The 25527-nt window shown below is 54.2% G+C and carries 27 protein-coding genes; 7 read left to right on the top strand and 20 right to left on the bottom strand.

The window, feature by feature from the left end; all coding sequences use genetic code 11:
• Positions 1 to 20 precede the first annotated feature (20 nt).
• Entirely contained in the window at positions 21 to 674 is a 654-nt protein-coding gene (locus EH198_RS18580) for an SdpI family protein (RefSeq protein WP_124697023.1), read from the top strand.
• Here EH198_RS18580 and EH198_RS18585 read toward each other — a convergent pair.
• From EH198_RS18585 to yyaC, 7 genes are all read right to left on the bottom strand, one after another.
• Positions 653 to 3274 carry an O-antigen ligase family protein gene (locus EH198_RS18585; protein WP_124697024.1) on the bottom strand — a complete coding sequence of 874 codons (2622 nt, stop codon included), beginning with the start codon at positions 3272 to 3274 and terminating at the stop codon, positions 653 to 655. The genes EH198_RS18580 and EH198_RS18585 overlap by 22 nt on opposite strands.
• 36 nt (positions 3275 to 3310) lie before the next feature.
• Positions 3311 to 3517, bottom strand: a complete 207-nt coding sequence (locus tag EH198_RS24385) for a hypothetical protein (protein ID WP_148091515.1) — start codon at positions 3515 to 3517, stop codon at positions 3311 to 3313.
• 601 nt (positions 3518 to 4118) lie between these two features.
• Positions 4119 to 5309, bottom strand: coding sequence for a class I SAM-dependent methyltransferase (locus EH198_RS18590; RefSeq protein WP_124697025.1), 1191 nt, complete (start codon positions 5307 to 5309; stop codon positions 4119 to 4121).
• A gap of 85 nt (positions 5310 to 5394) precedes the next feature.
• Positions 5395 to 6204, bottom strand: a complete 810-nt coding sequence (locus tag EH198_RS18595) for a PhzF family phenazine biosynthesis protein (RefSeq protein ID WP_124697026.1) — start codon at positions 6202 to 6204, stop codon at positions 5395 to 5397.
• On the bottom strand, positions 6204 to 6875 hold the full coding sequence (locus EH198_RS18600) for a DUF6483 family protein (protein ID WP_124697027.1): 672 nt from the start codon (positions 6873 to 6875) through the stop codon (positions 6204 to 6206). Before EH198_RS18600 ends, EH198_RS18595 begins: the two co-directional genes overlap by 1 nt.
• Before the next feature lie 252 nt (positions 6876 to 7127).
• Positions 7128 to 7919 (bottom strand): alpha/beta fold hydrolase, encoded by a 792-nt coding sequence (locus tag EH198_RS18605; RefSeq protein WP_124697028.1) that lies wholly within the window; start codon positions 7917 to 7919, stop codon positions 7128 to 7130.
• A gap of 78 nt (positions 7920 to 7997) precedes the next feature.
• Entirely contained in the window at positions 7998 to 8528 is a 531-nt protein-coding gene (gene yyaC, locus EH198_RS18610; RefSeq protein WP_124697029.1) for a spore protease YyaC, read from the bottom strand.
• Positions 8529 to 8671: 143 nt separating this feature from the next.
• Between yyaC and EH198_RS18615 the strand changes: the two genes are divergently transcribed.
• The gene (locus EH198_RS18615; protein WP_124697030.1) at positions 8672 to 8893 is read left to right on the top strand and encodes a DUF1128 family protein; all 222 of its coding nucleotides are present in this window, start codon (positions 8672 to 8674) and stop codon (positions 8891 to 8893) included.
• Positions 8894 to 8999: 106 nt separating this feature from the next.
• On the opposite strand, the gene EH198_RS18620 is transcribed toward EH198_RS18615, so the two are convergent.
• Positions 9000 to 9719: a pirin family protein gene (locus tag EH198_RS18620; protein ID WP_124697031.1), complete on the bottom strand. Its 720-nt coding sequence runs from the start codon at positions 9717 to 9719 to the stop codon at positions 9000 to 9002.
• Positions 9720 to 9851: 132 nt separating this feature from the next.
• Positions 9852 to 10853, bottom strand: a complete 1002-nt coding sequence (locus EH198_RS18625; RefSeq protein WP_124697032.1) for an asparaginase — start codon at positions 10851 to 10853, stop codon at positions 9852 to 9854.
• A 293-nt stretch (positions 10854 to 11146) separates the two neighbouring features.
• On the opposite strand from EH198_RS18625, the gene EH198_RS18630 reads away from it, so the two are divergent.
• From EH198_RS18630 to EH198_RS18640, 3 genes are all read left to right on the top strand, one after another.
• The gene (locus EH198_RS18630) at positions 11147 to 11404 is read left to right on the top strand and encodes a GlsB/YeaQ/YmgE family stress response membrane protein (protein ID WP_124697033.1); all 258 of its coding nucleotides are present in this window, start codon (positions 11147 to 11149) and stop codon (positions 11402 to 11404) included.
• 38 nt (positions 11405 to 11442) lie between these two features.
• Positions 11443 to 11979: a YtxH domain-containing protein gene (locus tag EH198_RS18635; protein WP_124697034.1), complete on the top strand. Its 537-nt coding sequence runs from the start codon at positions 11443 to 11445 to the stop codon at positions 11977 to 11979.
• A gap of 196 nt (positions 11980 to 12175) precedes the next feature.
• Entirely contained in the window at positions 12176 to 12508 is a 333-nt protein-coding gene (locus EH198_RS18640) for a DUF5665 domain-containing protein (protein ID WP_124697035.1), read from the top strand.
• 213 nt (positions 12509 to 12721) lie between these two features.
• Here EH198_RS18640 and EH198_RS18645 read toward each other — a convergent pair whose 3' ends face one another.
• The 10 genes from EH198_RS18645 to EH198_RS18690 all read right to left on the bottom strand — a co-directional run bounded on the left by EH198_RS18645 (position 12722) and on the right by EH198_RS18690 (position 23677).
• Positions 12722 to 13492 (bottom strand): sigma-70 family RNA polymerase sigma factor, encoded by a 771-nt coding sequence (locus tag EH198_RS18645; RefSeq protein WP_124697036.1) that lies wholly within the window; start codon positions 13490 to 13492, stop codon positions 12722 to 12724.
• On the bottom strand, positions 13489 to 13938 hold the full coding sequence (gene rsbW, locus EH198_RS18650) for an anti-sigma B factor RsbW (protein ID WP_124697037.1): 450 nt from the start codon (positions 13936 to 13938) through the stop codon (positions 13489 to 13491). The genes EH198_RS18645 and rsbW overlap by 4 nt, the downstream gene beginning before the upstream one ends.
• An 18-nt stretch (positions 13939 to 13956) precedes the next feature.
• Positions 13957 to 14295 (bottom strand): STAS domain-containing protein, encoded by a 339-nt coding sequence (locus tag EH198_RS18655; RefSeq protein WP_124697038.1) that lies wholly within the window; start codon positions 14293 to 14295, stop codon positions 13957 to 13959.
• Between the two features lie 97 nt (positions 14296 to 14392).
• Positions 14393 to 16066, bottom strand: coding sequence for a response regulator (locus EH198_RS18660; protein ID WP_124697039.1), 1674 nt, complete (start codon positions 16064 to 16066; stop codon positions 14393 to 14395).
• A 17-nt stretch (positions 16067 to 16083) separates the two neighbouring features.
• Positions 16084 to 16953 carry a CheR family methyltransferase gene (locus tag EH198_RS18665; protein ID WP_124697040.1) on the bottom strand — a complete coding sequence of 290 codons (870 nt, stop codon included), beginning with the start codon at positions 16951 to 16953 and terminating at the stop codon, positions 16084 to 16086.
• Between the two features lie 84 nt (positions 16954 to 17037).
• Positions 17038 to 20703, bottom strand: coding sequence for a response regulator (locus EH198_RS18670; protein WP_124697041.1), 3666 nt, complete (start codon positions 20701 to 20703; stop codon positions 17038 to 17040).
• Between the two features lie 6 nt (positions 20704 to 20709).
• Positions 20710 to 21876 carry a PP2C family protein-serine/threonine phosphatase gene (locus tag EH198_RS18675; protein WP_124697042.1) on the bottom strand — a complete coding sequence of 389 codons (1167 nt, stop codon included), beginning with the start codon at positions 21874 to 21876 and terminating at the stop codon, positions 20710 to 20712.
• 238 nt (positions 21877 to 22114) lie between these two features.
• The gene (locus tag EH198_RS18680; RefSeq protein ID WP_124697043.1) at positions 22115 to 22462 is read right to left on the bottom strand and encodes a YflT domain-containing protein; all 348 of its coding nucleotides are present in this window, start codon (positions 22460 to 22462) and stop codon (positions 22115 to 22117) included.
• Positions 22463 to 22562: 100 nt separating this feature from the next.
• A complete protein-coding gene (locus EH198_RS18685; RefSeq protein WP_124697044.1) occupies positions 22563 to 23120 on the bottom strand; it encodes a hypothetical protein in 558 nt (185 codons plus the stop codon).
• Between the two features lie 56 nt (positions 23121 to 23176).
• Complete coding sequence (locus tag EH198_RS18690; RefSeq protein WP_124697045.1) at positions 23177 to 23677, bottom strand: DUF948 domain-containing protein; 501 nt, start codon at positions 23675 to 23677, stop codon at positions 23177 to 23179.
• 202 nt (positions 23678 to 23879) lie between these two features.
• Here EH198_RS18690 and EH198_RS18695 point away from each other — a divergent pair, with 202 nt between their 5' ends.
• The gene (locus tag EH198_RS18695; protein ID WP_025336525.1) at positions 23880 to 24047 is read left to right on the top strand and encodes a DUF1328 domain-containing protein; all 168 of its coding nucleotides are present in this window, start codon (positions 23880 to 23882) and stop codon (positions 24045 to 24047) included.
• A gap of 92 nt (positions 24048 to 24139) precedes the next feature.
• Here the strand turns inward: EH198_RS18695 and EH198_RS18700 are convergent, their stop codons facing one another.
• Entirely contained in the window at positions 24140 to 24757 is a 618-nt protein-coding gene (locus tag EH198_RS18700; protein ID WP_124697046.1) for a hypothetical protein, read from the bottom strand.
• Between the two features lie 133 nt (positions 24758 to 24890).
• Between EH198_RS18700 and EH198_RS18705 the strand changes: the two genes are divergently transcribed.
• Positions 24891 to 25271 (top strand): hypothetical protein, encoded by a 381-nt coding sequence (locus tag EH198_RS18705; RefSeq protein WP_124697047.1) that lies wholly within the window; start codon positions 24891 to 24893, stop codon positions 25269 to 25271.
• Positions 25272 to 25527: the final 256 nt, after the last annotated feature.

Here is a 25527-nt window from a genome sequence, read left to right on the forward strand (position 1 = left end):
GAAAATCGGAGGATAACGCGATGGAAAATTTCAAATGGAAGTGGCAGGACACTGTTGCCGTTGCGGCAGGTCTGCTTACGGTCGGATTCGCTCTGGTCAATTACCACCGGCTGCCCGCGCAGCTCCCGGCTCATATCGGCATCTCTGGAGAATTCGACGAATTTTGGAAAAAGAGCTCGGTAATTTTGATGTTTGGCGGGCTTGGGATTCTGCTGCCGGTATTGATGCAGATTACGCGTTCCCTCGATCCGAAAAAAGAGCGCTATACCAAATTCGAGAATGCCTATGCGATGATCCGCCTGGCCGTATCCCTGATCTTCGACTCTGTACTTGCCGTTTCCGTATTATACGGACTTGGCATCTCCCTGCCGGGCTCCAAAATTGGAATCGCCGTGCTCGGAGCGGCATTTATAGTCATCGGCAATTACATGCCGCAGGTTAAGGACAACTACTTTCTCGGCGTGAAGACACCCTGGACGCTGGCCAGTCCCGAAGTGTGGCGCAGAACCCATCGTCTCGCCGGAGCGCTCTGGTTAGCGGCGGGCTTCGTTATTATCATTAGCGCATTTCTTCCGGGAAAATGGTTTTCCTTTACCATGATCGCTGCGCTTCTGCTTGCCGTCGTATTCCCGTGTGTATATTCGTGGGCGGATTACCGCCGCTTAAAAGCGTAGGATTCGGCCTCCCTGCTCTGCCCCTTCAGCCCTGAAGCCTCCCGCTTCAGGGCTTCCATTCGTTCATGAAGGGCGCGGGCTGCGGCTGTAAACCGAAAATCCCGGTCGTTGTGCCGGGCCGTTCCCGCTGTTTCAGCCGCAAGCAAAAAATACTGCCTCAGCAGTTCCCGCCCCATTTTCGCGCAGCGCAGCGCTTCTCTTCCGTCTCCCTCCGCCAGGTAGCGCTCACCCATCGTCAGCATTCGCCTTACGGCTTCGGTTCGTTTAACGTAATTAAAAACGTCAAGCCGCTGCCCCCGGCGCAGCCAGTACAAAGCTTCGCCCGGAGGCCCTGTCTCCGAGACGGCTTCGGCCATCGCCCAGGTTAATGCAGGGTCTATCGGCGAATAGCGAAGACCTGCCGTTATTATTTCCACCCTCAACTCCGGCTCAACAAAAGTAGACAGGGCCAAGGCGCTCTTCGGAGACAGCGGGTTCCAGGCCAGCGACCGGTCCAGCAGCTCAAGCGTCTCCTGCGTCTGGCGTGCCGATGCCGCCGCGCGGTACAGTGCTTCTCCCCGGTAAGCACGGAAAGATAGGAGACAGAGCGCAAACAGCAGGCAGCAGACTCCGGCCGCCGTCAACCTTCGGGCAAGCAGATTTAGGTTATGGTTTCTTCGCCGCCCCCCGGCGGACGAGTGCCCGGCGGATGCAGGAATTAGGCGCATACGCTTCGGGGGTGAAAACCTGGATAGGTGATCTGTAGGCATATGCTCCGGTGTCAAATACTTTAAGGGCGAGCGCTCCGCAGGGAGAATCTTTGCAGGCAGTCTCCATGCGGATGGATGCCGGCCCGAAAGACTTCCGGCCCCGGCGGCTTCGGCCCTGGCCAGCGCGGGCAGCCAGAACAGCAGCAGCCAGAACAGGCCGTAGCTCCAGTCGAAATCGACGGCGCCGTGCAGGATGATGACCAGAAAAGGAGGCAGCAGCCGCCGGGAATGGGCGCTGATCAGCCAGCCCGCCGCCGAAAGGCTTATGGCGGCGGCCGCCGCTCCAATGACTCCGACGTTCAGGAGGAGATCGAGGTATCCGCTGTGCACCTGGCTGCCCACATAGGGGCGGGACTGGACGGCGAGATAGGCGCTGCGCCAAGTCTCCCCGCCCCGGCCCAGCCAGGGCGCCTCCGCCGCGAACCGCAGAGCGTCGCGGTACATCAGCCCGCGCGCGGCGACCGTCGAGGACGGTCCCGTCCCCCGCGCGCGCACGAGCGTCAGGACGGCGGCTCCGCCCGCCGTCCAGGCCAGCGCCGCCAGCGTCATCGCGGCGGCGCGCCCCCGGCCGGCCGCGTGCTGCGCGCGGCGGCCCAGCCACAGGCCGGCGGCCAGCGCGCCGGCCCAGAGCCCGGCCAGCAGCGGCAGGCCGGGCAGGGGAGGCGCGGGCAAGGCGGCCAGCCCGCGGTAGAGCAGCGCCGCCGCCGCTAGGGGGGCGGCGCCGGCGGCAAGCAGCGGCAGGGCGAGCCGCCGCTGCAGGGGCAGGGCGGCGGCAGCGGCGCAGGCCGCCGCCAGCCACGCGCCGCGCGACTCGCTGAGCAGCAGCGCGGCGGCGTACGGGAACAGCGGCGCCAAGCGCAGCAGCTCGCGGCGCAGGGGTCCTTTGGCCGTTCTGCGGCGGCCAAAGGCAAAGGGCTCCGTTTGCTTTGCCACCGGCTCTTCGCCCTTCCCCTTCCAACCGGAGGCGTTCCCGCCGCTCCCTGTCCAGCCCGAAAGTATGCCTCCTCCGTCCTCACCCTTCCGGCTGAGACCGGCATCCCGCCGGTAAAAAAACGCAACGCCTCCGCCCTCGCCCTTCCGTTCGAGCCGCTTACCACTATGATCGGCGCAGCTTTGAGCGGCCGCGAACAGCCGCTCCAGCAGAAAAACGGCCATCGCCGCGCCGAAGGCGTTCGGATATTGAAGCAGCCCTCCTAGCCTTGCGCCCGCAGCGCTGACTTCGGGCGAGGCGCTATGCAATACCGCATACGGGATTGGGAGCGCCCCGCAAAAGGCAAGCAGTCCGCTCAAACATAGAAGCATGCCCACCGCATGCCAGGCTGCCCAGAGCAGCCGGCCTGCGCTGTAACCCGACGCGGCCGTCCAGACCAGGATGGCGAAGCTGGCGAATCCGCTCCAGCGCAGCAGTTCGTTCATCGTCCCCTGTGAGGATAAGGGACCTCTTATCCACCCGGCGGCATACAGAATAATCATCACAACAGGGCCGCTAAGCATCATGGCCTGAGCCCAAATCTCTTTCCACGCCTGTCCGCTCTTCCCTTCCTTGGCCAGGCTGACCGCCATTCTCCTCCCCAATGTCTGCATCTCGCCGGTATGCCGGAGTCCTCCCAGCCGCCGCTCCCCTCCTCCTTGGAGAAGGCTGGCCGCAGCGGCTCCGCACAGCAGGAACCAGATCGTCCAAATGGGATACCCGTCCTCCGGGAAAAACAGCCCCCGCTTCATACAGGCGACAGCCGCAAGCCCCGCGGCCATTGCCGCGCATATATCCCTCAACTGTAACTTCGCAGCCCATCGGCTGTGCCCACCGCTCTTTCGCATCGCCCTGTCTCCCATATTGTTGGTTAGCTTCATTGTTGCCGTTTTTTTCCTCAGGGAAACAACCTTCTCTCAAGCGCAGGTGCACAACCGCAACAGGCTGCCTCCGGTACTCCCACTGCCACAACCAAGCCACCAGACCAACAGGCTTAACCAGTAGACAAACAACCGATAGAGTTCAGGTAAAAATGAATTACCATTCATAATCTCCCGGACATCCTCGTTAAAATCGGAAAAGGAGGTGGTCGGCAACGTGCAGGACAGAACGCCGATGCCCATTAAGATCGCGGAAAGCGTTGCCAATCCTGCGGCTCATCGCCTTGCTGTCGAACGCTGGCGATAGCCCGGCAAGTATAAGACTCGTTGTCTGCGTCATTGCAAAATTATAAGGAAAAACTCCAGCTTATTCAGGGTAAAATCAAATAAACTGGAGTTTAGAGGGATTTTATCCCGTTAATTCGGCTTAAAAACTCTCCCATACCCTTCTCCCCCGGAATTAGATGGAAGAATTCCATTTAAACCAAAGAAATGAAGAAAAACACTGAATTTAGATAGCGTTTTTCCCTTTAATTCCTAAGCGCTCCGTTTCGGTTTTTGGCCCGAAAAAGACATTGAAGCTCTTACAAGGAGTGCGTAAAGTAGAGGAGCACCGACATCGACAAGCGGTTTTCAGCAAAGATAAGTACAAATTTTTAGGAAGGAGGGCTTATCCCCGTTGGCTGTTAAATACTATTGTAAATCACTTCATTCCCGCGCTTGCTTTGCGGCTGCTATAACAGAAACGGGTAGCCTCCTATTCAGAAGGCTGCCCGTTTCGTTACCGATATCGGCGTATATGGCGTATATGGCGTATATGGCGTATATGATGTTCGGCAGGTTTTTAATGGCTCTTCGGTACGGTTTGGGCTGTGGGAAGCAGATCGGCGCACACGCGCTCCAGATAAGGCTTCGCTCCCAAAAAATCGCGGAATGCCGTATATTCACGCCATTTTGCATCGCTGTCGCCGCTGCCGCTTTTGACCGCGCGGATCAAAATATTTTTGGGCGTGTGCTCCATGTCGATAAATTCGAGCAATTGGGTACGGTAGCCCATCAGGTCCAGCAGCTTCGCCCGGATCGCGTCGGTCGCCAGGGCGGAGAAGCGCTCCTTGAGGATGCCGTGCGACAGCAGCGGCTCCATGATTTCGTTCTCGATCTGGGCGAATAGCTCATGCTGGCAGCAGGGAACCGACAGGATGACCGAGGCGCCCCAGCGGACCGCTTTTTCCAGCGCGGCATCAGTTGCGGTATCGCAGGCATGCAGCGTGACAACCATATCGACCCGGTCCAGTTCGTTGTATTCGGCGATGTCGCCAACAAGAAAGCGGAGCTTGTCATATCCCAGCTTGTCCGCAAGAGCGCTGCAATGCGCAATCACATCGGTTTTGAGATCAAGTCCGACAATGTTCAGCTCCCGCTTTTCCCGAACAGCCAAATAGTGATACAGCGCAAACGTCAAATACGATTTGCCGCAGCCGAAATCAACGATCGTCAGCGGCCTGCCCGCCGGGAGAGAAGGCAGCACGTCCTCCACCATCTCAAGGAACCGGTTGATCTGGCGGAACTTGTCATATTTCTTGGCATGCACCTTTCCGCTGTCGTTCATAATGCCAAGCTCGATCAGAAACGGCACCGGTTCGCCCTCCTCCAGCACATACTGTTTGCGCCGGTTATGGGAGAGGTCGGCGGCGGCTTTTTTCGTTGGCGGTTTGGTGAGGATTGTCGCTTTTTGCTTTTTGCTGATCAGCACCTGGTAATCCGCTTCCTCCGTACAGAGCAGTCCCTGCCGGAAGACATCGCCCAGCAGCAATTTCAGCTCATCCGCCGCGGATTCGGCGGGGATATTCCTATGCTCCACCTGGGAGCCGGTATAATAGGCAAACTGGTAATGCAATCCGTTTTTTAGCTGCACAGGCTTGATGCCCACTTTCGAAAAAGAGGCCCCTTCCTTTTTGCGCAGCTGGCTCAGGGTTCCAGCAATCAGGGAACGTCCTTCGATTAAGCGTTCAATCAGAGTATTCAGGGATTCCACAATCACAACCCGCTTTCATGTTATTAAAATGGAGCCTACGGCATCTTCGCGGCTGACGGCTTGATCCCCTTGGATTCCCCGCCCGCTAGGGCCGGGCATGAAACAATCCGCTGACAACTGTCACCGCATGTCCGGTCAGGAAGACCTTGTCTTCGCTTAATTTCAGCTTGAGTACGCCGCCGCGCCGGGATGCCTGATAAGCGGTCAGCTCCCGGCGCTTCAGCTTGTCCGCCCAGTAAGGGGCGAGAGCCGTATGCGCGGAGCCGGTTACGGGGTCTTCGTTCACGCCGATGCCGGGCGCAAAGAAACGGGAGACAAAGTCGATGCCCTCTCCGCCTCCTTCGGCGGTTACCGCAACGGCGCGGGGCAGCAGGCTCTTCAGTGCGGAAAAATCCGGACTTAGGCTCCTTAGCATAGACTCATCCCGGAGGCGGACCAGCGCGTTATCGGCATAGAAAAATACTTCCTTAATGTCCTCCGTTTCCGCTCCCAGCGCGGCGGCCAGCCCCGGCATCGGCTCCGCCGGGATCAGATCGTAAGCGGGAAAGCAAAGCGTAATTCCTCCTTCGCTCCGCTCTGCCGTAAGCAGGCCGCTCAGTGTGTGAAATTCCGCCCGCTTCTCACGCGGAAGACGTCCGGTCTCCCAGAGGATATGGGCGCTGGCGAGCGTGGCATGCCCGCACAGCTTCACCTCGGCTGCAGGTGTAAACCAGCGCAGCCGGTAGCCTCCACCGTTCTCCGGCCACAGAAACGCCGTTTCCGACAGATTCATTTCCGCCGCCGTCAGCGACATGAACTCTTCCGAGACAGGCTGCTCCAGCAGGCATACCGCAGCCGGATTGCCCGCAAAGGCATGCTCGGTAAAAGCATCGACGATATAAATGGGAACGCTCATTAGACACCCGTCTCCTTTGTCTGTCGGTTCAATTTCAACCATTCTTGCCGGCCCTGTCTTACTTCTTCCAGAGGGAGATTACCCCGTTCCAGCTCGCCGGGATCTTTTTCAAGCAGACGGTCATACAGCTCCTCGCCTTCCTTTTCGGTCGCCTTACCCTGTTCCATCAATCGGTACAGCGAATCCTCCGCCTTGCCATAGCGTCCGACGGATTCCATATAGGACATGAGAAGCCGCTCGGTCTTCACCGGAAGACGGTAGGCTTCGATATCTTTCAAACAATCGTCAATCTCCTTCGGCAAGCCCAGCAATTCGCGGTCGGCACCGTGAAGCGCGGCATACAGGTACAGGTGCAGCGCCTTCATCAGCCGGGGCAGCAATTCGGGAAGATTGCCCGCTGCTGCATATATGGTCCCTTCCTCATACAGCAGACGGGCCATCCCCTGGAGCTTGTCGACTTCTATTCCTCCGCCGAGGCGGAACATTTCGATAATATCCTCCACGGACAGCGAATTCAGCAGGCGGGAGTTTAATCTGAAATGCTTGTTCAGCAGTTCGTCTACTTCCCATAACGCTTCAGTTGTCTTGCGCTCCTGTTTTAGAACGAATACTTTGGCGATCATCCCCGTCATATCCTCGATCATCCGGACGATGTAATCTCTACGGAACATCCGTTTCGCCTCCTCCGCAGCATAGCTTCACGCCTTATCTTAAACCATTCCCCTGCGCAATTCCACCATGCTCCCTGGGCCTGGGGCGAAGCCGCTGTGCTTGCCGCTGCAATCGAATGCCCCGGAAATCTCATGCGCATGCCAAATTAGATTGTAATGCATGCCAAAATTAGAAACGGTACCATCCTCTAGGGGACGGTACCGTTTTTCGTGAGAATATAGGGCATGCGCCCTCTTTTTATGCATCCATCGTTATTTTACCAGCACGGCGGCAAAATCCTTGATCACATCGGCTAGCTGCTCGGGTTCTTCAAACAGGCTCATATGGCCTGCCCGGGCAATGACCGTCTTCGTAACGTTCGGTTTGTCCGCGGTAAAGGTCTTCTCCAGCGGCACAAGGCCGTCCTTCTCCCCAGCCACAAGCAGCACCGGCAGCCCGCTGGCGGAGATCACATCGCGCCGGTCGGGACGTTCCCGCATCGCCAAAGCGGCTCCCGCCGCGCCCTGAGGCGGCGTCTTATAGCCGATTTCCCGGGCCCGCTGCAGCAGCTCCGGCGAGGACTTGGCCGTCTCCGGTGCGAATATTCCGGGCACGAATCCGTCCACAAAGTCCGTAATGCCTTGCGACTGGATGGTAGCGACAGCGATGAGCCGCTTCTCCTTCGCCTCATCGCTGTCCGGGTATGCCGTGGAGTGGATCAGACCGAAGGCGTTCAGACGCGAGGCATGCCGCTGCGCGAACGAAAGGGTGACATAACCGCCCAGCGAGTGGCCCAGCAGCGTAACCTTGGGAATGTCCAGCGCATCCAGCAGATACAGAACGTCATCGGCCATTTGTTCGATAGTGTAGGCGCCAAGCGGCGCATCGGAAGAACCGTGCCCACGCAGGTCGGGGGCAATGACGCGGTAGCTTCCTCTTAGAATCGGAATGACCTTCTCCCAGTATTCCGCGCTGCCGCAGAAACCGTGGAGCAGAACAAGAACTTCACCCTGCCCTTGATCGTTGTAACAAATGGGGCTTCCTTCACAACGCACCGTTTCCATGACAGCTTCCTTCTTTCTTCTTATATGTACCTGATCGGTAATCATTATTTAAGCCAATTGGACAAGATTGAAACGCCTTCAACGGGAGATCCCGAATCCCGCCGCCGCTGCGGCGGCAATTGTTCCGGCCATACCCATCACCCGGTGCAGTGGCGTTGTCTGAAGTGTCCGGTACGGCTTCGGTCCGTTCGCGTCGACGACGGCGGCCAGGCTGTAATGACCTACTGCGGGCAGAACCAGGCCTACGGATTTGGCCGGGTGCAGCGGTTCCATGGAGACGAAATAACAACCAACGGCCGCATACGGACCGAGGCAGGCATCTATGGCAATGACGACATGCTCCAAGGGGATTTCATCAATTCTGTTCGTCAGGTTATTTGCATCGCAAGGGGATGGCAGCGTGCCGATCACATGGGGAAATCCATATTCCAGCAGCCGGCTTCCCGTCAACGGTCCAAGCGAATCACCGGTAGACCGGTCCGTACCGACGCACAGGAAGGTAACCTCATCCGGTGTATGCAGTTCCCGGATTTCGCGAAAGAAAGCGGTCAGGCCGCCGGCATCCATCTTTCGCTTCTGGCCTCCCGGCCCTTGTTCCCTGATTGCCATGCCCTGCGTTTCCCCCTTTGATAATGAAATTTTTGTTCCATCCATTTTACGATAAATTAATTTCGGGAACAAATATGGTGTCTGCGGCGTTAACCATGGTAAAATACATAGATTAATGCGTAGAAAGGATGAACGCGAACATCATGGATTTATCGAACCCGACCCAGAGCAATGTCGAATATATGATCGAGTGCATCAAGACCAAGCTGAAAATGGCCAGCGCCGCCGCGATGCAGTCTTCCGCCTTCTCGCTGGACAAATATGAGGATATCCGGGACATTTACGAAGTCGTTATGGATAGCGAACGGCTCAGCATCGCTCAGGTGGAGGCTCTTGTCTCCGAGCTGGGACGCTTGCGGAAGTAGAAACTTTCTGCAGTGAACAAGGCCCCTTGTTATCGATCCGTGAAAATCGGGGTCGATCACAAGGGGCCTGTATTTTTCGTTTCGATCTTATTTTTCCGGTCCTATGTCAAGGAAGATCGATTAAGATAAGCTCCGCATTGCCTTCGCTGCTCATTCCCTTAATCTTCAGATCGCAGCATTTGCGGATGCGGGCGGCATCGCCGGGTCTCAAGTGGAAATGGCCGTCCGAGCAATGAATTTCCGCGTGGCCGTCCATCAGAAACACATGGGTGCGCCGTTCCTCCGTCTGCGGGTAGATGAGTTCCCTGCCGGTCGCAAGCGTCGCCAGATAGACGGCGGCATTCTCATGGACGGCCAGGGCGCCGTCGGCTCCGTTCCCGGCAGCTACGGGAAGAAGTGTGTTCCGCCTAGAGTCCGGCGGAAAATACTTGGCATTCCACTTGGGCGGAAGTCCCGCCCGATTCGGCAGCAGCCAAATTTGCAGGAACCGTACATTTTCCGTCTCGGACGGGTTCGTCTCCGAATGGCTGATCCCCGTTCCCGCACTCATCACCTGAACCGAGCCCGCCTGAAGATCGGCCTTGTTGCCAAGGTCATCCTCGTGCCGCAGTATCCCCGATACAACATAGGTTATAATTTCCAAATCGTGATGGGGATGCCTGTGCATGCCCTGCTTCGGCTTAAGCTCATTTTCGTTATGCGCCAGCAGACAGCCGAAATGGGCGTTGCTGGGATCGTCATAATCGGCAAAAGAAAAACTGAATTCACTGTGTATCCACTCTCTATTCGAAGTGTGCCTTTCCGCGGATGTCACCACTTTAATCATAATTTACGCACCTCCAAAGATGTAAGAAGCTCCCCTTGGCCTTCGGCAAGGGCAAACCTTTGAATCTAGTAAATAGGCGCTTTAATTATGTATTTTTTACCCGATCCGCGTCTGGCTCAATCACGCTTCCCTTCATATGAGTTCAAGTTTGAACACCGTTTCCGCACGGCCGACATGCATGCCCTCGTCATTCTCGATATCGCTTGGGAAGGCAGCCTCCAGCTTTCTTAGCGTCGCCCGGTTGCCATAACCGATCTGCTCCAAAATGCTGCGCACAATCAGCCCCCATTCTTCCTCGGAGCCGTCCAGTATTTTAAAGGCAAATCCAAGACGCTCGTTTCGCAGCCCGAAGCAGTATACTCCCTTGAAACCGCCTTTGGCTATAATATTGTCGTCCTCAAGCAGCAGAGAATCCAGCCGTCCGTGTCCGGCCACCATCTCCGGATGGGCATGCATAGACGATGTAATCAGCTTTACCGCCTCTCTCGTCGCGATATCTTCGATCAGTTCGGGGCAGGAGAGCTTTAAATAGGCATGAGCCAGTCCCGTCAAAGGCAGCGCGAACACCGGCAACCCGCATCCGTCCGTTCCCAAGCTGATGTCTTTTGGGGACAGGCCGGCCATGTAAGCGACCGTTTGAAGAACCTCCCGCTGAACCGGATGGTCCGGCTTCGCGTATCCTTCCAGCGGCAACGCCTTTGATTTGCTGTAAGACAGCAGCCCCAGATGCTTGCCGGAGCAGTTATGGTACAGCTTCCGCTTGCCCTTGCCGCGGACTGCCTCCTCGCGGCTGCCTTCGTCAAGCGGATAGCTGGAAGCGCAGATCATGCAATTTTCCGTGATGCCTGTCTTGGCGGAAATACTCTCCAGCGCTTGAAGATGATAGTCCTCTCCGCGGTGCGAGGCGGTCATGAGGGCGATTTCGGCCGCGCTCAGACCATACTTGCCGGCAATTCCGCCGCGTATGCCCGGGATCGCTTGCAGCGGCTTTGCCGAAGAACGGGTGAAGGACACAAAGCCGGGGTCCCCTGCATAGCCTTTCAACACGCCGTTCTCCCCCACCATTGCGATGTGCCCGCTGTGGGCGCATTCCATCAGATTGGCCCGATACTCTTTTACCAAAACCGTCTCCATGCTGGTCTCTCCTCTTTCTCTATGTGGTTTCCTATTATTAGTGAATAGTATTGTAAGTTATTAATGCATCATTTTGAAAGAACTATATAATCTAGCAGTCAAATGACGCCGTTTGTAAAGGTTCAAAAAGGACGGTTTACCCTATATATTAGCGCCCGTTCATTCCGTTTCCTCAGTTATCCTTCTCCAATCTTTCCCGTACGCTTCCGCTGTTTCAGCACATTCGCCCAAGTTTATATACGAAGTAAGATGAACTCATCGTACTACGATTTCCAAACAAAGGAGGCGATCGTATGTGGGGAATCATCATCAGCATCGTGATGGCAATCGTCATCGGCATTATAGGTGATGCTATAGCCGGAGGCGATATGCCCGGCGGGATCATCGGCTCGATGGTTGCAGGCTTTATCGGCGCTTGGCTGGGAGCATACTTATTCGGCAGCTTTGGCCCTGTGATCGGTAATTTCGCCGTCATTCCGGCAATTATCGGTACCATGCTGTTCATATTTCTGCTGGGTTTGATTTCCAGACTACTGCGACGCGCCACCTGATTTTGGATTCACATTATTCTAATGAGGAGTGATTTGTGATGAATAAAGCAGAAACAGAATATCCAGTACAAAGCGGCGGGACTTTTGCAAAAGGAGTCTTAATCGGTGGCCTGCTCGGTGCAGCGGCGGCGCTCCTCTTTGCGCCCAAACCGGGACGCGAAATGCGCAGCGACCTGTCCGACAAGCTGACTCTGGCGACCGACAAAACGAAAGAAATTTCCGGCAAGGTCAGCGACAAGACGAAAACGCTCGCTTCGACAGTCGGCGGAAAGGCGTCGGATCTTGCCAGCACCGTAACCGCCAAAGCATCCGACTTGGCCAGCACCGTCTCGTCTAAAGCTTCAGATATCCTGACAACCGTCAGCGACAGCAAGCAGCAAATAGCCGCCACCTTGCAGGAAACCGGAAAAGATGTTTCCGATACCGTCAGTTCCGCTTCCGCAGAGGTAAGCGAAGACGTCAAGGATGCTTCAAAGAAGGTCGCCGATCAGGCCAAAGACGCTTCCGAGGATGTCTCCGAAGAAGCGAAGGACGCCTCGGACGGGGTCAAAGCTTCCTATAAATCAACTTATTAAGCGGTTGCTTTAAGCTTCAAGCTTTATCCTTGCTCAGCCAACAGCCAGCTGCGATCAGCTGGCTGTTGGCATGTATGGCGCCTCACTCCATGGACCAGAAGAAACGGCTCGCCGTCCTTTATAGGACAGCCCTATTTCTCGTAGAACTATCGTAAAAATATAAGGCCGGTTCGGCTATAAGAAAGCAGGGAACTTTATGGGAAATCCGACTGAAAAAACGAAAACCTACGAAGTGGACGATCACCCGTTTGAACTCCGCCATGAAGTGAAGCGGCTAAATGCCAGGCTGGACAAAATCGCAGATTCGCTGGAGAAATCGGAGTTCAAAGATATACTGGAGAATTATACAGATCCCAAAAAGCGGATCATTACGAACCTGATGGCCGGCATTTCCCGCGGCTTGGGGCTATCGCTAGGCACATTTATCATTCTCGGTTTACTGGGCTACATTATCAGCCTGTTCGTCAATGTGCCGGTCATCGGCGAGTACTTGGCCGAAATCAAAAAGTACATTGATGCCAACAGCTGATGCCAACAGCTGAAGCATGCCGTACCGCAATCCAGCCCGCCGAAGTTCCGGATCTGACCGGGAACTTCGGCGGGCCTTGGTTTTACGCTCAGTCTTCGAAAGGAAGATGCGCTTCGGCATGCCATACTCTCCCGAACACTAATAAAGGGCATGAGCCTCCTTTCAGGAGAACACATACCCTTTATTAGTCGGGAAAGCCGCTTGTCCATTCCATCAGTAAGAGGAATTGGACATGATCTGCTTCAGCTTCTCGGTCGCCCGCTTCTGGATTCGCGATACGCTCATCTGCGATACACCCAGCTTCTGGGCGATTGCCCGCTGGGACTGTCCTTCCTGGAAGGCCAGCAGCAGCACCTTCTGCTCCTGCTCCTTCAGCTGTCCAAGCGCCTGCTGAAGGTCCATACGCCGCTCTACGGTATCGTAGTCATTCGCGTCCGAGCTGATCAGTTCGCCCAGCGTTGCGCCGGTCTCTTCTTGAGACAGCGGAGAATCCAGAGAAACGTAATGATAGCATTCCCTGCCTGCAAGCACTTCGACCGTTTCCTCCACCGACAGATCCAGGTAGTGTGCGATTTCGCCCACATCCGGAGAACGCTCCAGCTTGACGGTTAGCTCGTCAATCGCCTGCTGAACCAATGCGCCTTTTTCTTTGATGCGTCTCGGAACCTGTATGTACCAGGATTTATCGCGGAGAAAATTTTTCATATGCCCAATCATGCTCTTCATGGCATACGGTTCGAAAGGAATACCCAAGCTGATATCGTACTGCTGCAGAAGGCGGATGAGAGCCATCTGGCCAACCTGGTACAGGTCTTCATACAAGTCGGGGCGGTTGCGGGCAATCTTCCCGGCAGCCATTTTGACCATAGGTTCATATTTTTGAATCAAAGTCGTGGCAATATCATTATCCTTGGTCTGCTGATATTCCCAAATGAGAGAAACGGATTCGTCCATGGACTCTGGGGGAGTCACTCTTTCACTCATACTCTCTCCTCGCTGAGAAGTAGTCTTTTGGTCAAAGTTACGACTGTCCCCTTTCCCGACTCGCTTATTACGTTAACCTCATCCATAAGCGCCTGCATCAGATAGAAGCCCAGCCCCCCGACTTGAACATCGCTCAGTTCCTTGTCATGCAGGGTGATGCGTTCTTCGGATGCCACATTGTCAAAGCTCTCCCCCTCGTCTTTGACAGTGATAGACAGAGCGTCCGCACTTACTTCAAAGATGACATCGACAAATCCATCCACCTGATCGTAAGCGTAAAGAACGGAATTGTTGCAAGCCTCGGAAACGGCTACCTTCATATCTTCTATATCCTCGTACGAAAAGCCCATCTTAGAAGCGATTCCGTACAAATTGAGTCTAACAATATCGACATATTCCGCGCTGGCCGGCAACTGAAGTATCACTTTTTGTATATCATCACTCATTCTATGTTCGGTCCTTTCCTAGTGGGAATTCTCTTGGGAGGCGAAAAATTTGGCGATCCCTGTCATATCAAACAGCTTCTGAATTTGCGGCGGAACTTCCTCCACGGTGAATTTGACATCCATCCCGTGTCTTGCCTTGAGGATCGACAAGAGAATTCCTATTCCCGTGCTGTCGATATACTTCAATTCTTTCATGTTAATGACAAGATCAAGCGCTGTATCCCCCACTAGCGGCTCCATTACCAGCCGGAAATCGGGAGCAACCGACAAATCGAGCTCTCCGCTTAAGTAGACTGTGCAGACACTGCCTTCGGTCTTGGTCGTTGCATGAAACTTTTCACTCTTATGTGTATTCATAGACAATCTCTCCTGATTAATGTTTTCTTTACCAATAACCCTTAAGACATACTCTTGAAACAAAAAAATCGGACTTCGTTCCCTGGTAACTGCTGGATCAGGCGGGATTCGACGTGGTATCCCGGTCGTGATCCAGGCTTTCCTCGCCGGAATATCGGGACAAAATTTGTTTGAGGCTGCTCAGTTTGAGCGGCTTGCTGATATAATCGTCCATGCCGGCGGCCAGGCAGCGGCTCTGAATGCCGTCCATGACATTGGCCGTCATGGCGATAATAACAGGGGACCCGAACTCCTGCTTTTTTCCCCGCCGAATCTCTCGCGTCGCCTCGAGTCCGTCCATTCGGGGCATGTGGAGGTCCATAAATATCAGATTGTATGGACGGGATAGCGCCAAGCCGGTGGCCTGACGCCCATCCTCGGCCACATCCGCCTTCACTCCCAGCTTCTCCAGCATGCTGACCATCAGCTTTTGGTTGATAGGATGATCTTCTACAACAAGCACTTTGTATTGGCCTTCCTGGCGGAGCGGAACTTCAGCCTCTTTCTTCTCAGGCCGACCGCCTCCGCGCGGATCATCCTCCGGGACTCCCGCCACAATGGTGAACACGAAGGCGGCCCCTTTTTCTTCCATATATTCCACCCGAATATCGCCTCCCATCATGCCCACCAGCGATTTGCAGATGGCAAGACCCAGGCCTGTGCCTCCGTACTTCCGGGTCATCGAAGAATCAAGCTGGGAGAAGGGCTGGAACAGACGGTCGCGCTTTTCCGGAGAGATGCCGATGCCGGTATCCTTGACCGTAAATTCGACAACAATCTCGTTATCTCCTCTCTTCGCGCCGGATACGACCAAATAAACCCCGCCTTGATTGGTGAACTTGACGGCATTCGACACCAGGTTCATCAGCACCTGGCGAAGCCGCGCCATATCCCCGTACAGCACCTCCGGCAGCCTGTGGTCGATAAAGAAGGCCAGCTCCAGGTTCTTTTTACCCGCTTCCGCGGAGAACAGGCTGAAGACCTCCTGAATGCAGTTCCGAAGTTCGAACAGCTGGACTTCCATTTCCATTTTGCCGGATTCCATCTTCGTAAAATCAAGAATATCGTTAATGACGGTGACGAGAGTGTCTGCGCTCCTGCGGATGATTTCTGCGTATTCCTGCTGCTCCGTTGTCAGCGCCGTTTCCATCAGCAGGTCGATCATCCCCACGACCCCGTTCATCGGTGTGCGTATTTCATGGCTCATCATGGCCAAAAATTCAGTCTTTGCCCTTGCGGCGATTTCCGCATCTTCCTTCGCCTTGATCAGCTCCTGGTTGATCCGCTCCAATTCTTGCGTCTTCTGCTGGAGCAGCATCGACTGGGTCTGGTGCTTCTTGGTCGTCAGGAACATGTCGACAAAGCCTTCGATTTTCGATTTCAGAATTTGCGGGATAAACGGCTTAACCATATAGTCGATGGCCCCTGCGGAATATCCGGCAAACAGATGCTCCGCTTCCTTGCTGTTGGCCGAAATAAAAATAATCGGAATATCCTTGGTCTTGTCCCTTGACTTGATCAGTTTGGCGGTCTCAATCCCGTCCATTCCCGGCATCTGAACATCAAGAACGATAACGGCGAATTCATGCCTCAGCAGACATCTCAGCGCCTCTTCTCCGGAGTTTGCCTTTATTAATTTGTATTGCTGGCTTTCAAGGACCGCCTCAAGCGCCAGCAAGTTTTCCGGACGGTCGTCTACCAGCAGGATATGAATCGGTTCTTGAACCCCCATAAGCCCCTCCTAAGACATCATTTGACTTTACGATAGATTTTTTCCACTCTGTCCAGGGGCTCGTAGCTGTCGCTGTACCTGGTAAAATGAATGGACTCTTTCGCTCCGAGAACAAGCACTCCAAACCGGCTGAGGCTCTCGCAGAACAAGCCGTGGACGTGGTCCCGAAGCTCATCGTTAAAGTAAATCATCACATTTCGACAAAATATGACATTAAATTCGTTGAATGAGGTATCGGTCGCCAAATTATGCTCGGCAAAAATAATATTTTTGCGCAAGTCAGGCTGAAAGATGACCGAATTGTATTTCGCCGTATAATACTTGGAGAAGGCGTGTTTTCCGCCGGCTTCCAAGTAGTTTTTGGTATACTGCTTCATCTTGCTGATTTCGTACACGCCTTCCTTGGCCTGCTGAAGCGAACGGTTATTCATATCGGTGGCGTAAATACGCGCCTTGTCGTACAAGCCTTCCTCCTGGAGCAGTATCGCCATGGAGTAGACCTCTTCGCCCGTGGAGCAGCCGGCATGCCAGATGCGGATGTACGGGTAGGTCCTCAGCAGAGGAACGACCTTCTGGCGGAAAGCCATGAACAAGCCGGGGTCCCGAAACATCTCCGTAACCGGTATGGAAAGGCTGTAGATGAACCGCTCAAAACAGGTCCGGTCATGAAGCACCTTCTCCTGCAGCGCGGAGATGCTGGACAGGTTCTCCGCATGAACATGATGCCAGATACGCCTCTTCAGGGAAGGCAGCGCATAATTCCTGAAATCATATCCATACAGGCGATGAACGCCGCTGAGCAACAGTTCGATTTCAATATTTTCCAATTCGTTCTTGTCGGTCCCTGCAAGGGGCAGTTCATCGCTTCCTCGTTCTGTTGCTACCATGCTTATCCCGGCTCCCTTGCGCTCGCCGTCTTCTGGTAGGCGGCTGATTGTTCTGTCTGTAAGAGTATTACCCCAAATCGGGAATTACGAATACAACCACACCCGCATTAGCGAAAGAAGCTGCTCCGTATCGATCGGTTTCTTCATGTAATCGGACGCCCCGGCCTCAATGCATTTGGCCCGGTCTTCTTTCATCGCTTTGGCGGTCAGCGCGATGATCGGCAGCTTGGAGAACTGCGGCATTTCTCGAATCCGCCGCATAGCTTCGTATCCATCCATTTCAGGCATCATCATATCCATCAGCACGAGATCGAACTCCGGATTGTTCACGAGTATTTCCAGCGCTTCCCTGCCGTTCTCCGCGAACTTCACTTCCATATGGTACGCTTCAAGCACGCTGGAGAGGGCAAAGACGTTTCGGATATCGTCGTCGACGAGCAGTATCTTTTTGCCTTCGAACAGCTCCTCTTTATTGTGAAGCTTCTGCAAAATTTTCCGTTTGTCCTCCGGCAGGTTCGCTTCGACACGGTGCAGGAACAGCGTCGTTTCGTCAAGCAGCCGTTCCGGCGAGCGCACGTCCTTGATGATGATGGACTCCGCATATTTGCGCAGCCTTGTCTCTTCCTTGCTGTCCAGATCCTTGCCGGTATAAATGATGATCGGCAGATCGTTCAGCTCCTCGTCGTCGCGGATATGATCCAGCAGTTCGAAGCCGTCCATATCGCCCAGCACGAGGTCGAGCACCATGCAGTCGTATTTCCGCTTGCGCAGCTCGCCCAGCGCTTCCCCTCCGGTCGAGACGGCGGTAATGGCCACATCGTCGTGGCCGATCAGCTCCATGATGGAGCGGCGCTGGATTTCGTCGTCTTCGACGATCAGCAGATGCTTGAGACTGCTCTCCGTGTAGGACACGATCTGCGTGAATGCCCGTTCCAGCGCTTCCCTGCTGGAAGGTTTTCTTAAGTAGGCGATTGCACCCATCATCAGACCCTGCTTGATTTCATCGCCCACCGAAATGACATGCACCGGAATATGCCGGGTCTTGGCGGCACCTTTCAATTCCCTGAGAATCGACCAGCCGTCCATTACGGGAAGCTGAATATCGAGGATGATCGCATCGGGCAAATAAGACTGGGCCATTTGCAGCCCGGCGTCTCCCCGAAGAGCGACAATCGTCTTGAAGCCACGGGCTCGGGCCATATCCACCAGCACTTTGGCGAACTTGTCATCGTCCTCTATAATCAGCAGCACCTTGTCGCTGGAAGACAGATCCTCTCGGTCATCCGCAAACGATACTTCGTGCTCCCGGACCGGCTCGGGTTTGGCTGTGGCGGCCGGGGGCAAATAGCCGATCGCAGGGCTCGGCAGGCCGGCTTCTCCGGTTGCCGCCGATTCCTGCGCTCCCGGCAGCAGGCTGTAATTGAGAGCGACCGGCAGGTACAGCGTGAATTCGCTGCCCGCGCCCTCGCGGGATTCCAGCATAATGCCTCCGCCCAATAAGCGTGACAACTCGCGGCTGATGGACAGGCCAAGGCCGGTACCGCCGTATTTGCGGCTGGTCGTGCCGTCCACCTGCTGGAACGCTTCAAACACCAAATCCTTCTTATCCGCCGGTATGCCGATGCCGCTGTCCTTGACGCTCAGAGCCATATACTCCCTGTCCATCGGCAGATACACCGGCAGGGACCTCTCTTCCGCCCGGCTTACCGAAAACTCCACAAAGCCTTTATTCGTAAACTTGAAGGCATTGGAGAGGAGATTGCGGAGCACCTGCTTCAGACGGTAGCCGTCAGTAATAATATGATCCGGAAGCGGTTCGTTGAAGGACAGGCGCAGAGAAAGGCCTTTCTTCTGGGCCATCGGGGCAAAGTTCTGCTTCACGAACGTTTTCAGATCCGTGAGGGCGACTTTCTCGCGGTTCAGTTCCATCTTGCCCGCGTCCACTTTCGACAAATCGAGAATTTCATCAATCATCTTAAGCAGATCCGCTCCGGACGTGTGGATGGTCTGGGAGAATTCCACCTGCTTGTCGGTCAAATTGCCCTCTTTGTTCTCCATCAAAAGCTGGGACAGGATAAGCAGACTGTTCAGCGGAGTACGCAGCTCGTGGGACATATTCGCCATGAATTCGGATTTGTACCTGCTTGTGACGGTCAACTGCATGGCCTGCTTCTCCAGTTGGGCCCGGGCACTCTCAATCTCATCCTTTTGCTCTTCGACGAGTCCCACCTGCTCCTCAAGCGAGCGCGTCTTGGACACCAATTCGCTGTTGTAATGCTCCAGCTCTTCCTGCTGGCGCTGCAGCAGCTCCTCGGAACGCTTAAGTGCTTCCGTCTGCTCTTCCAGATTTTCATTGGAGCGGCGAAGCTCCTCCTGCTGGGTCTGCAGTTCTTCGGACTGGCACTGCAGCTCTTCCGTGAGGGCCTGCGATTCCCGCAGCAGTTCCTCGACCGCCAGACGATGCGTCGTAGTATTAACGATGGCCGCCAGGTTAGCGGCAAGCTGCTCCAGCAGCTCGTAATGCAGCTCCGAAAACGGCTTGAACGAAGCAAATTCCATAACGCCCAGCAACTCGTCATTGAATAGAAGCGGGTAAATGGCAATATTGCCCGGAGATGAGCTTCCGAAGCCGGAAGCGACCGAGAGATAATCATCCGGCGCGCTCTCCAGCAGAATCGGCTTTTTGTCCAGCGCGCATTGGCCGACAAGGCCGCTGCCAAGGTCAAAGCCGTTCTTTGGCTTGCTCTCGTCAAAAGCATACGCCCCGTAGATCTCCAGCCTGTTCGATTTATTCTTCTCTTTCAAATATATCGCGCTGAATTGCGCACCGACAACCGGCGCGAACTCATTCACGAAGGTCTGGGAAATCTCTTCGAGCGAGTTCACACCGCGCAGAAGCTCCGTAGTCCGCGCCACATTGGCGTTAAGCCAGGAGTGATCCTGCTGTTCCTTGATATAGAGAGCTTCCCTTTCCTGCTTCTCCTCGATCTCTTCCGCCATGACCTGAAAAATACGGGAGACCTCTCCGAACTCATCCTTTGAGGTAACTTTAATATTGCGGATTTCTTTCAAATTCCCGGCGCCGACGCTTCGGATCATCATGGACACGGCTGCCAGCCCCCTTGTGATGCTAGGCAGCACCCACAAGATGACGCCAAGTCCAAGCAGCAGACCTGCGAATATCACCATAGTAACGACTTGAATGGAACTCTGGTAGCTGTTCTTGGCATTGTCGATTTCTTCACTGATCTTGAAATTCTCATACTCGGCCAGACTGTTCAGGCTAGCCAGCACTTCGTTCTGAATATTCGTGCCGACCGAATTGCGGTAGGCTCCCGCAGCCGCCCTTTCTCCGTTATTCAGAAGGGTCAACACGCGTTCTTGATATGAAAAATAGGCCTCGGTCGCCTCATCGATACGCGCGAACATCTGCTGCTCTTCCGCGCTCTTCTTCGTGGAACCCATCTGCGCTATATATTCCTTGGACTTGGCTATGCTCTGCTCGATCTCATTGCGCTGCACATTCATATTCACATCAGGATTCAGCATAATGTTTGTCAGAATACGGGCCATGTCATTCACTTCACCGCGCATTCCGGAAGAGGCCCGGATCTTCTGATAACGGTCCTGATAGATGCTGTCAAGCTGTTTGTTCATATAATGAAGGCGGTCGTATCCGACCAACGCCAGCGCCATCAGGATGAGCAGAAGCGCGCTGAAGCCGATCAGCAGCTTGGCTTTGATCTTCATTTGTTATCATTTTCCCTTCTTCAGTGAAATCCACACCAGGCATTTGTCGTCATCGCGCTCACCCGGAGCCGCGCCATCGAAGAAAGCGGCCCGCATCGGCTCTTCCCGCCACTCATGTTCCCCATCCAGTTGACGGATCAAAAATTCGAGCTGTTCCTGCTGGTCTCCGCTTACCATTTCCAGCAGCCCGTCGGTATATAACGCCAAGTGGCCTTCCCGCTCATAGCTAAAGCTTTGAGGCGTGGCTTCGATCCGGTCGAACAAGCCGACCGGGTGGCAGTTGCTCTCGAGCATAATCGGTTCTCGGGCGTCGCCTTCAAAGAGCAGGGCCGGCGGATGGCCGGCATTGATATAGTCAATGCGCTGAAGCCTGGTATCGATTACCATATAAATGGCCGTAAAATAGTATTGTACAAGCTGCTTTTCAATATAAAGCTGGTTGAAACGGCGGTTTAGCTCCTGTATGACCTTCTCCGGCTCGACATAAGTCGTGACCGTATCCTTTAGCACGGAGGCGATGAACATGCAGAACAGCGAAGATGAAATGCCGTGTCCCATCATATCCAGCAGGATAACGGCGTACCTCCCTTCGCCCAGATCGTACCAGGCGTATAAATCTCCGGCCAGCTCGAAGGAAGGCTGGTAAATGGCATGAACCTCGAACTCTTCTTTTTCCAGCGGCAGGCTGAGTACCGCATTTTGCACAAGCGCCGCCAGCTTCAGTTCGTCCTGTATTCGTTGGTCCCGCTCCTTGTGCCAATCCTTCTCGGCTTTAAGTCTCAGGGCCAGCCGGATTCTCGCCATCAGCTCAACCTTGTTGATCGGCTTGGTCACATAATCGACCGCGCCCGCGTCCAAGGCTTCCGCCAGCTTTTTGGAATCGCCGACGGCAGTTACCATAATAATAGGAATATCCTTCAAGTGCTCGTACCGTTGCACGATCCGGCAGGCCTCGATACCGTCCATTTCCGGCATCATCATGTCCAGCAGAATTAAATCGACATCGGAATACTTAGGTCTAAGTTCATTATTATTCTCACGGCTGATTCCGATCATCTCCAGCATTTCGATGGCGGAAGCCGCTGTAACCAAATTGCGATATCCCTCTTTTTTCAGGATTTCACGGATAATGATAATATTTGTCGGATTATCGTCTACGATTAATATTTTCATCAGTTCACCTCACCCAGTTTCATACTTCGACCAAAAACTCCAAAAAGCGCATAATTCTATCTTACGACATCCAGACGGGTATTTTCCATCCGCAAGATTTGTTGCGGCGGCCTTTTCTTTCCTCCGTCAGGAAGATTTAGGACATTTCTCCAACAAAGTAACCTCCAGCCCCACTGACACAGTGGTTCTGGAGGTTACGTTATTGGACTATGGATCCTTCCCGATCAGATAGCAGCGCTCATACGGATGTTTTTTTTGCGATAACGAGCACTTTGCCCAAATCAAGCTCTTGTTCGAAAAAATCAGCCTCTGCTTCGCTAAATCCCAATGAAGTAATCTTGGAGCGAAGCTCGTCGCCGCGCGAGCGGAACATATTGGCCAACGTGCCGAACAGTCCCTCTTCACTCATCCCGACTTCATTGCTGTCCGCAGCCTCTGCAATACGGTCTTCCCGGTCCCGGTCATGACTAATAACGTACAAATCTTCCTTCATATACCCGCTGTCCCGCAACCTGTTCACTTCCTCAATCGCTTGTACACCATTCTCCAACACCTTGGCATAGGCTTGTGCACCGACAGAATCCATGATCTCACTCTCCTTAGCATGAAATTATTCATTTCTTACAAGGCAGTAACGGCAAAGACAACTATATCTTAATAAACTTGCCGCTTCCGGTTGAAACGGATCAGGAAGAATAATCGTCAAACAAATCAATTCCGTCCCACTCTCCGGTTTCCTCGCTCCGGTAAATTTTAAGGGCCGTGCTTCCCCTCATGTACACATCGCCATCCTCGGCCACGAAATCCGGAGAGCCCAGCGTCTCCTGCAGCGTATCGTGAACAGGATCGATCTTAACCGCGTTCAGCCGCAGCCCGTAATTCCTAGCCTGCTGGGGACTGACATGCACATAGACCACAACTCCGTCCGAGATGCCGGCCGACATATCCGCATAGCGGTACTCCAGGCTGTTCTGCCAAGGATCGGGAACGACTTCGAGCGGCTCCCCTTTAAGCTCCGCCAGTTCCTCCTCAGAGGAATACAGCGATACTCCGGCCAGCGACTCAAAGCTTCGGATAAACTTATTCTCCGTTTTATTCTCCGTTTCTCCCGCTGCGTTTTGGGCCGCCAGCACCGTCTGTGGCCCGAATCCGAAACCGTCAGCGTTCAAGGACGCATTCTGGGCAGGCGAATCCGCAGCAAAAAGAGGGGAAAGAAGACCGAACAAAAGAATCCATACATTCATAAGATTGCCCCACCTTTCCAATCTGCACCTCGGCTGCCCGCATCATTCGGCCGAAATCATTTACGGTATCTTTGCCAGAGGCCCGCGGCTACGTCGACACCCTTCAGGACGGCCTGCATTTTCCCTTTCTTGCCGTATGCCGCTTTGTAGGAATTGACCGTGCGTTCTTCAGCGGGGCTCATCGGCGCGTTATCGATCGACACGAGATCCGATTTCTCTCTCAATTCCCTGTTTTTGCGGAACTTCTCGATCACCGTTACCGAGACCTGCTTGACGCTCAGCGTCAGCTCGCTCAGCACCTCGCCTAAGTTTTGGACCGAATCCAAGATGGGATCAATCTTCCCGATTTTGCCCTGCACATCCGCCGTAATATCGTTGGCATGCCTTACGGTAGTCTTTACTTCATAAGTAAGCTCGTCGACCGTCTTCTGGACTTCCTGAAGCGTCTGGCTCACTTTGTCCAGAGAGTCCTTGGCGGAATTCAAAGTCTTGATTAAAAAGAAAACGAGAACTGCGAATGCGACAGCAACAAGCGCTACGCTTAGGCTAATAATCATGGATAAAAGCTCCTTCCGATTCGAAATAGTAGCGGCCCCAGGCCTGCCTTAATATTGCATAGTTACCCCTTGGTTTCAAGGGCGAAACAATTGTTCGGCCGCTGGCCTCCGGACTCCCGGATCCCCGGTTTAATGCGGTGTTTCAATGCTCCCCGCTTGCGTTTAAACATTGACTACCAACGCCAAGAAAGGGTGAAAAAACATGCTGAAATGGTCCGTTATTTTACTGGTGATCGCCTTAATCGCCGGAATTTTCGGCTTCTTTAATCTTGTTGCTGCGGCAGCGGGAATCGCCAAGATTTTGTTCTTTATTTTCCTTGTGCTGTTCATCATTTCTCTCTTCACCGGGCGAAGAGGCCGGTCAATGTAAGTGTATGCGCCCATATTGAAAAAAGGGCATAAAGACCGCACCAAACAAAAATAAGTCCGGGACGTCTCCCTCATGCAGGAGGAGTCCCGGACTTATTTCAATTTCAGCAGCAATTGAAGCAGATCATTCCAATTCACGTCAAACGAGATGCGCATGCCGCTGTCCAGCAGTTCGATCTTATCCACCTCCACCATAAACGGCATATGCTCCCTGAGGGGAACCGCAATCGGCGGAATGGACAGCACGCCTTCCGGCAGCTTCCGGTTCCGGATCGAAGTATAGTCGTGGCGCAGCATAATCATCCCCCCCGCCCCCGTCGAAACCTTCATGGTCATCCCGATTTCCGCGCCGAACGGCACCGGACCGGCCAGCCCGTTAATATCCGCGGTCAGGCGGTCCCCGCTCTGCCGGAACCTCGCTCCGGTGAGGCGGACAAGGGTTAACGGATGCTCGGCGAGATAGTCGTTCAGCCCTTTTTTGAACAGGTTGTTCAGTTCGTCTTCGGTCAGCGTCAGAACGGGCCTTCTCTCTTTTGCCATCTGAAGCAGCTGCGGCTCAAGGTCCAAGCGGTCGTAAGACATATCCAGTTTATACTCCGGCTTGACGTACCAGACGGCCGCCGTTCCCGCAAGGAGCAGGACCAGCGCGAAGCCGGCGAACAGCCGGAGCAGAATTCTGCGCGGTGCTCTCTTTTTACTCGTACGGGGCATATCGCTTCTTCCCTTTCTTGTCATGCACAGATCTTTTGTTGGTTCATAAGGTTAAAATTTTGTTTATTAGGATATTGACATACCGACCACTGAAACATACCGGTAATGATTACCACTTAAGGAGGAATTGTAAATGAAAAAAATCGCCACTATTGCAGCAGCTATCGGTCTTACTGCTTCCATCGCCGCCACCGCATCGGCCGACGAAGTAACGGGAACGGCAACGCCGGCCACCGCTACCTCAAGCACTTACGGCAATACGATGATGGAACCTGTAATTACTCCGGAAGATATCAAACCGGCTACGCCGATGATCATCCTGACCCGTATTACTCCGTTCTATTTCACTAATGGTTCCGTCATGAAGGCAGCCGGCATGCTCAGTCCGCAAACCATTGATACGACCGGACAAGTCGTAACCGATATGAGCGGCAATGAATGGAGAGAGGTCTATACCTGGCTGGGTCTTGCATGGATCAAGGTTCCCAATTCCGCTTTTGTAATCATGCCTTAAATTAAAGTATAAACGCAAATCGCAGCGATATCATCCCGGCCGGGGTTACATAACCTTTCAGTCACCCGCCGAAGTCCTCGTATGGTTGCCCTTCCGGGCAGCGCGGGATGATATCGCGCCATTGGATAAGCAGTCCGGATGCCCGGCCCGCCACGCAAAAGGGTATCCCTATCAGCCCAGCCATCACCGGCAGATAGAGATACCCTTTTTCAAAATGCACCCGTCACAAACATACTGCTTTCGCTTCGCCTTGGGT

Source organism: Paenibacillus rhizophilus, from assembly GCF_003854965.1.
Taxonomy (GTDB): Bacteria; Bacillota; Bacilli; order Paenibacillales; family Paenibacillaceae; genus Paenibacillus_AQ; species Paenibacillus_AQ rhizophilus.

What these genes read in the sequence shown, in the direction of transcription:
- EH198_RS18640 (WP_124697035.1), top strand. Translation starts at nt 12,176, where the DNA reads ATGGGAAATCCGACTGAAAAAACGAAAACCTACGAAGTGGACGATCAC.
- EH198_RS18705 (WP_124697047.1), top strand. Translation starts at nt 24,891, where the DNA reads ATGAAAAAAATCGCCACTATTGCAGCAGCTATCGGTCTTACTGCTTCC.
- EH198_RS18655 (WP_124697038.1), bottom strand. Translation starts at nt 14,295, where the DNA reads ATGAATACACATAAGAGTGAAAAGTTTCATGCAACGACCAAGACCGAA.
- EH198_RS18665 (WP_124697040.1), bottom strand. Translation starts at nt 16,953, where the DNA reads ATGGTAGCAACAGAACGAGGAAGCGATGAACTGCCCCTTGCAGGGACC.
- EH198_RS18695 (WP_025336525.1), top strand. Translation starts at nt 23,880, where the DNA reads ATGCTGAAATGGTCCGTTATTTTACTGGTGATCGCCTTAATCGCCGGA.
- EH198_RS18615 (WP_124697030.1), top strand. Translation starts at nt 8,672, where the DNA reads ATGGATTTATCGAACCCGACCCAGAGCAATGTCGAATATATGATCGAG.
- EH198_RS18620 (WP_124697031.1), bottom strand. Translation starts at nt 9,719, where the DNA reads ATGATTAAAGTGGTGACATCCGCGGAAAGGCACACTTCGAATAGAGAG.
- EH198_RS18670 (WP_124697041.1), bottom strand. Translation starts at nt 20,703, where the DNA reads ATGAAGATCAAAGCCAAGCTGCTGATCGGCTTCAGCGCGCTTCTGCTC.
- EH198_RS18700 (WP_124697046.1), bottom strand. Translation starts at nt 24,757, where the DNA reads ATGCCCCGTACGAGTAAAAAGAGAGCACCGCGCAGAATTCTGCTCCGG.
- yyaC (WP_124697029.1), bottom strand. Translation starts at nt 8,528, where the DNA reads ATGGCAATCAGGGAACAAGGGCCGGGAGGCCAGAAGCGAAAGATGGAT.
- EH198_RS18600 (WP_124697027.1), bottom strand. Translation starts at nt 6,875, where the DNA reads ATGTTCCGTAGAGATTACATCGTCCGGATGATCGAGGATATGACGGGG.
- EH198_RS18595 (WP_124697026.1), bottom strand. Translation starts at nt 6,204, where the DNA reads ATGAGCGTTCCCATTTATATCGTCGATGCTTTTACCGAGCATGCCTTT.
- EH198_RS18635 (WP_124697034.1), top strand. Translation starts at nt 11,443, where the DNA reads ATGAATAAAGCAGAAACAGAATATCCAGTACAAAGCGGCGGGACTTTT.
- EH198_RS18630 (WP_124697033.1), top strand. Translation starts at nt 11,147, where the DNA reads ATGTGGGGAATCATCATCAGCATCGTGATGGCAATCGTCATCGGCATT.
- EH198_RS18580 (WP_124697023.1), top strand. Translation starts at nt 21, where the DNA reads ATGGAAAATTTCAAATGGAAGTGGCAGGACACTGTTGCCGTTGCGGCA.
- EH198_RS18685 (WP_124697044.1), bottom strand. Translation starts at nt 23,120, where the DNA reads ATGAATGTATGGATTCTTTTGTTCGGTCTTCTTTCCCCTCTTTTTGCT.
- EH198_RS18660 (WP_124697039.1), bottom strand. Translation starts at nt 16,066, where the DNA reads ATGGGGGTTCAAGAACCGATTCATATCCTGCTGGTAGACGACCGTCCG.
- EH198_RS24385 (WP_148091515.1), bottom strand. Translation starts at nt 3,517, where the DNA reads ATGGGCATCGGCGTTCTGTCCTGCACGTTGCCGACCACCTCCTTTTCC.
- EH198_RS18625 (WP_124697032.1), bottom strand. Translation starts at nt 10,853, where the DNA reads ATGGAGACGGTTTTGGTAAAAGAGTATCGGGCCAATCTGATGGAATGC.
- EH198_RS18585 (WP_124697024.1), bottom strand. Translation starts at nt 3,274, where the DNA reads ATGAAGCTAACCAACAATATGGGAGACAGGGCGATGCGAAAGAGCGGT.
- EH198_RS18645 (WP_124697036.1), bottom strand. Translation starts at nt 13,492, where the DNA reads ATGAGTGAAAGAGTGACTCCCCCAGAGTCCATGGACGAATCCGTTTCT.
- rsbW (WP_124697037.1), bottom strand. Translation starts at nt 13,938, where the DNA reads ATGAGTGATGATATACAAAAAGTGATACTTCAGTTGCCGGCCAGCGCG.
- EH198_RS18690 (WP_124697045.1), bottom strand. Translation starts at nt 23,677, where the DNA reads ATGATTATTAGCCTAAGCGTAGCGCTTGTTGCTGTCGCATTCGCAGTT.
- EH198_RS18680 (WP_124697043.1), bottom strand. Translation starts at nt 22,462, where the DNA reads ATGGATTCTGTCGGTGCACAAGCCTATGCCAAGGTGTTGGAGAATGGT.
- EH198_RS18675 (WP_124697042.1), bottom strand. Translation starts at nt 21,876, where the DNA reads ATGAAAATATTAATCGTAGACGATAATCCGACAAATATTATCATTATC.
- EH198_RS18605 (WP_124697028.1), bottom strand. Translation starts at nt 7,919, where the DNA reads ATGGAAACGGTGCGTTGTGAAGGAAGCCCCATTTGTTACAACGATCAA.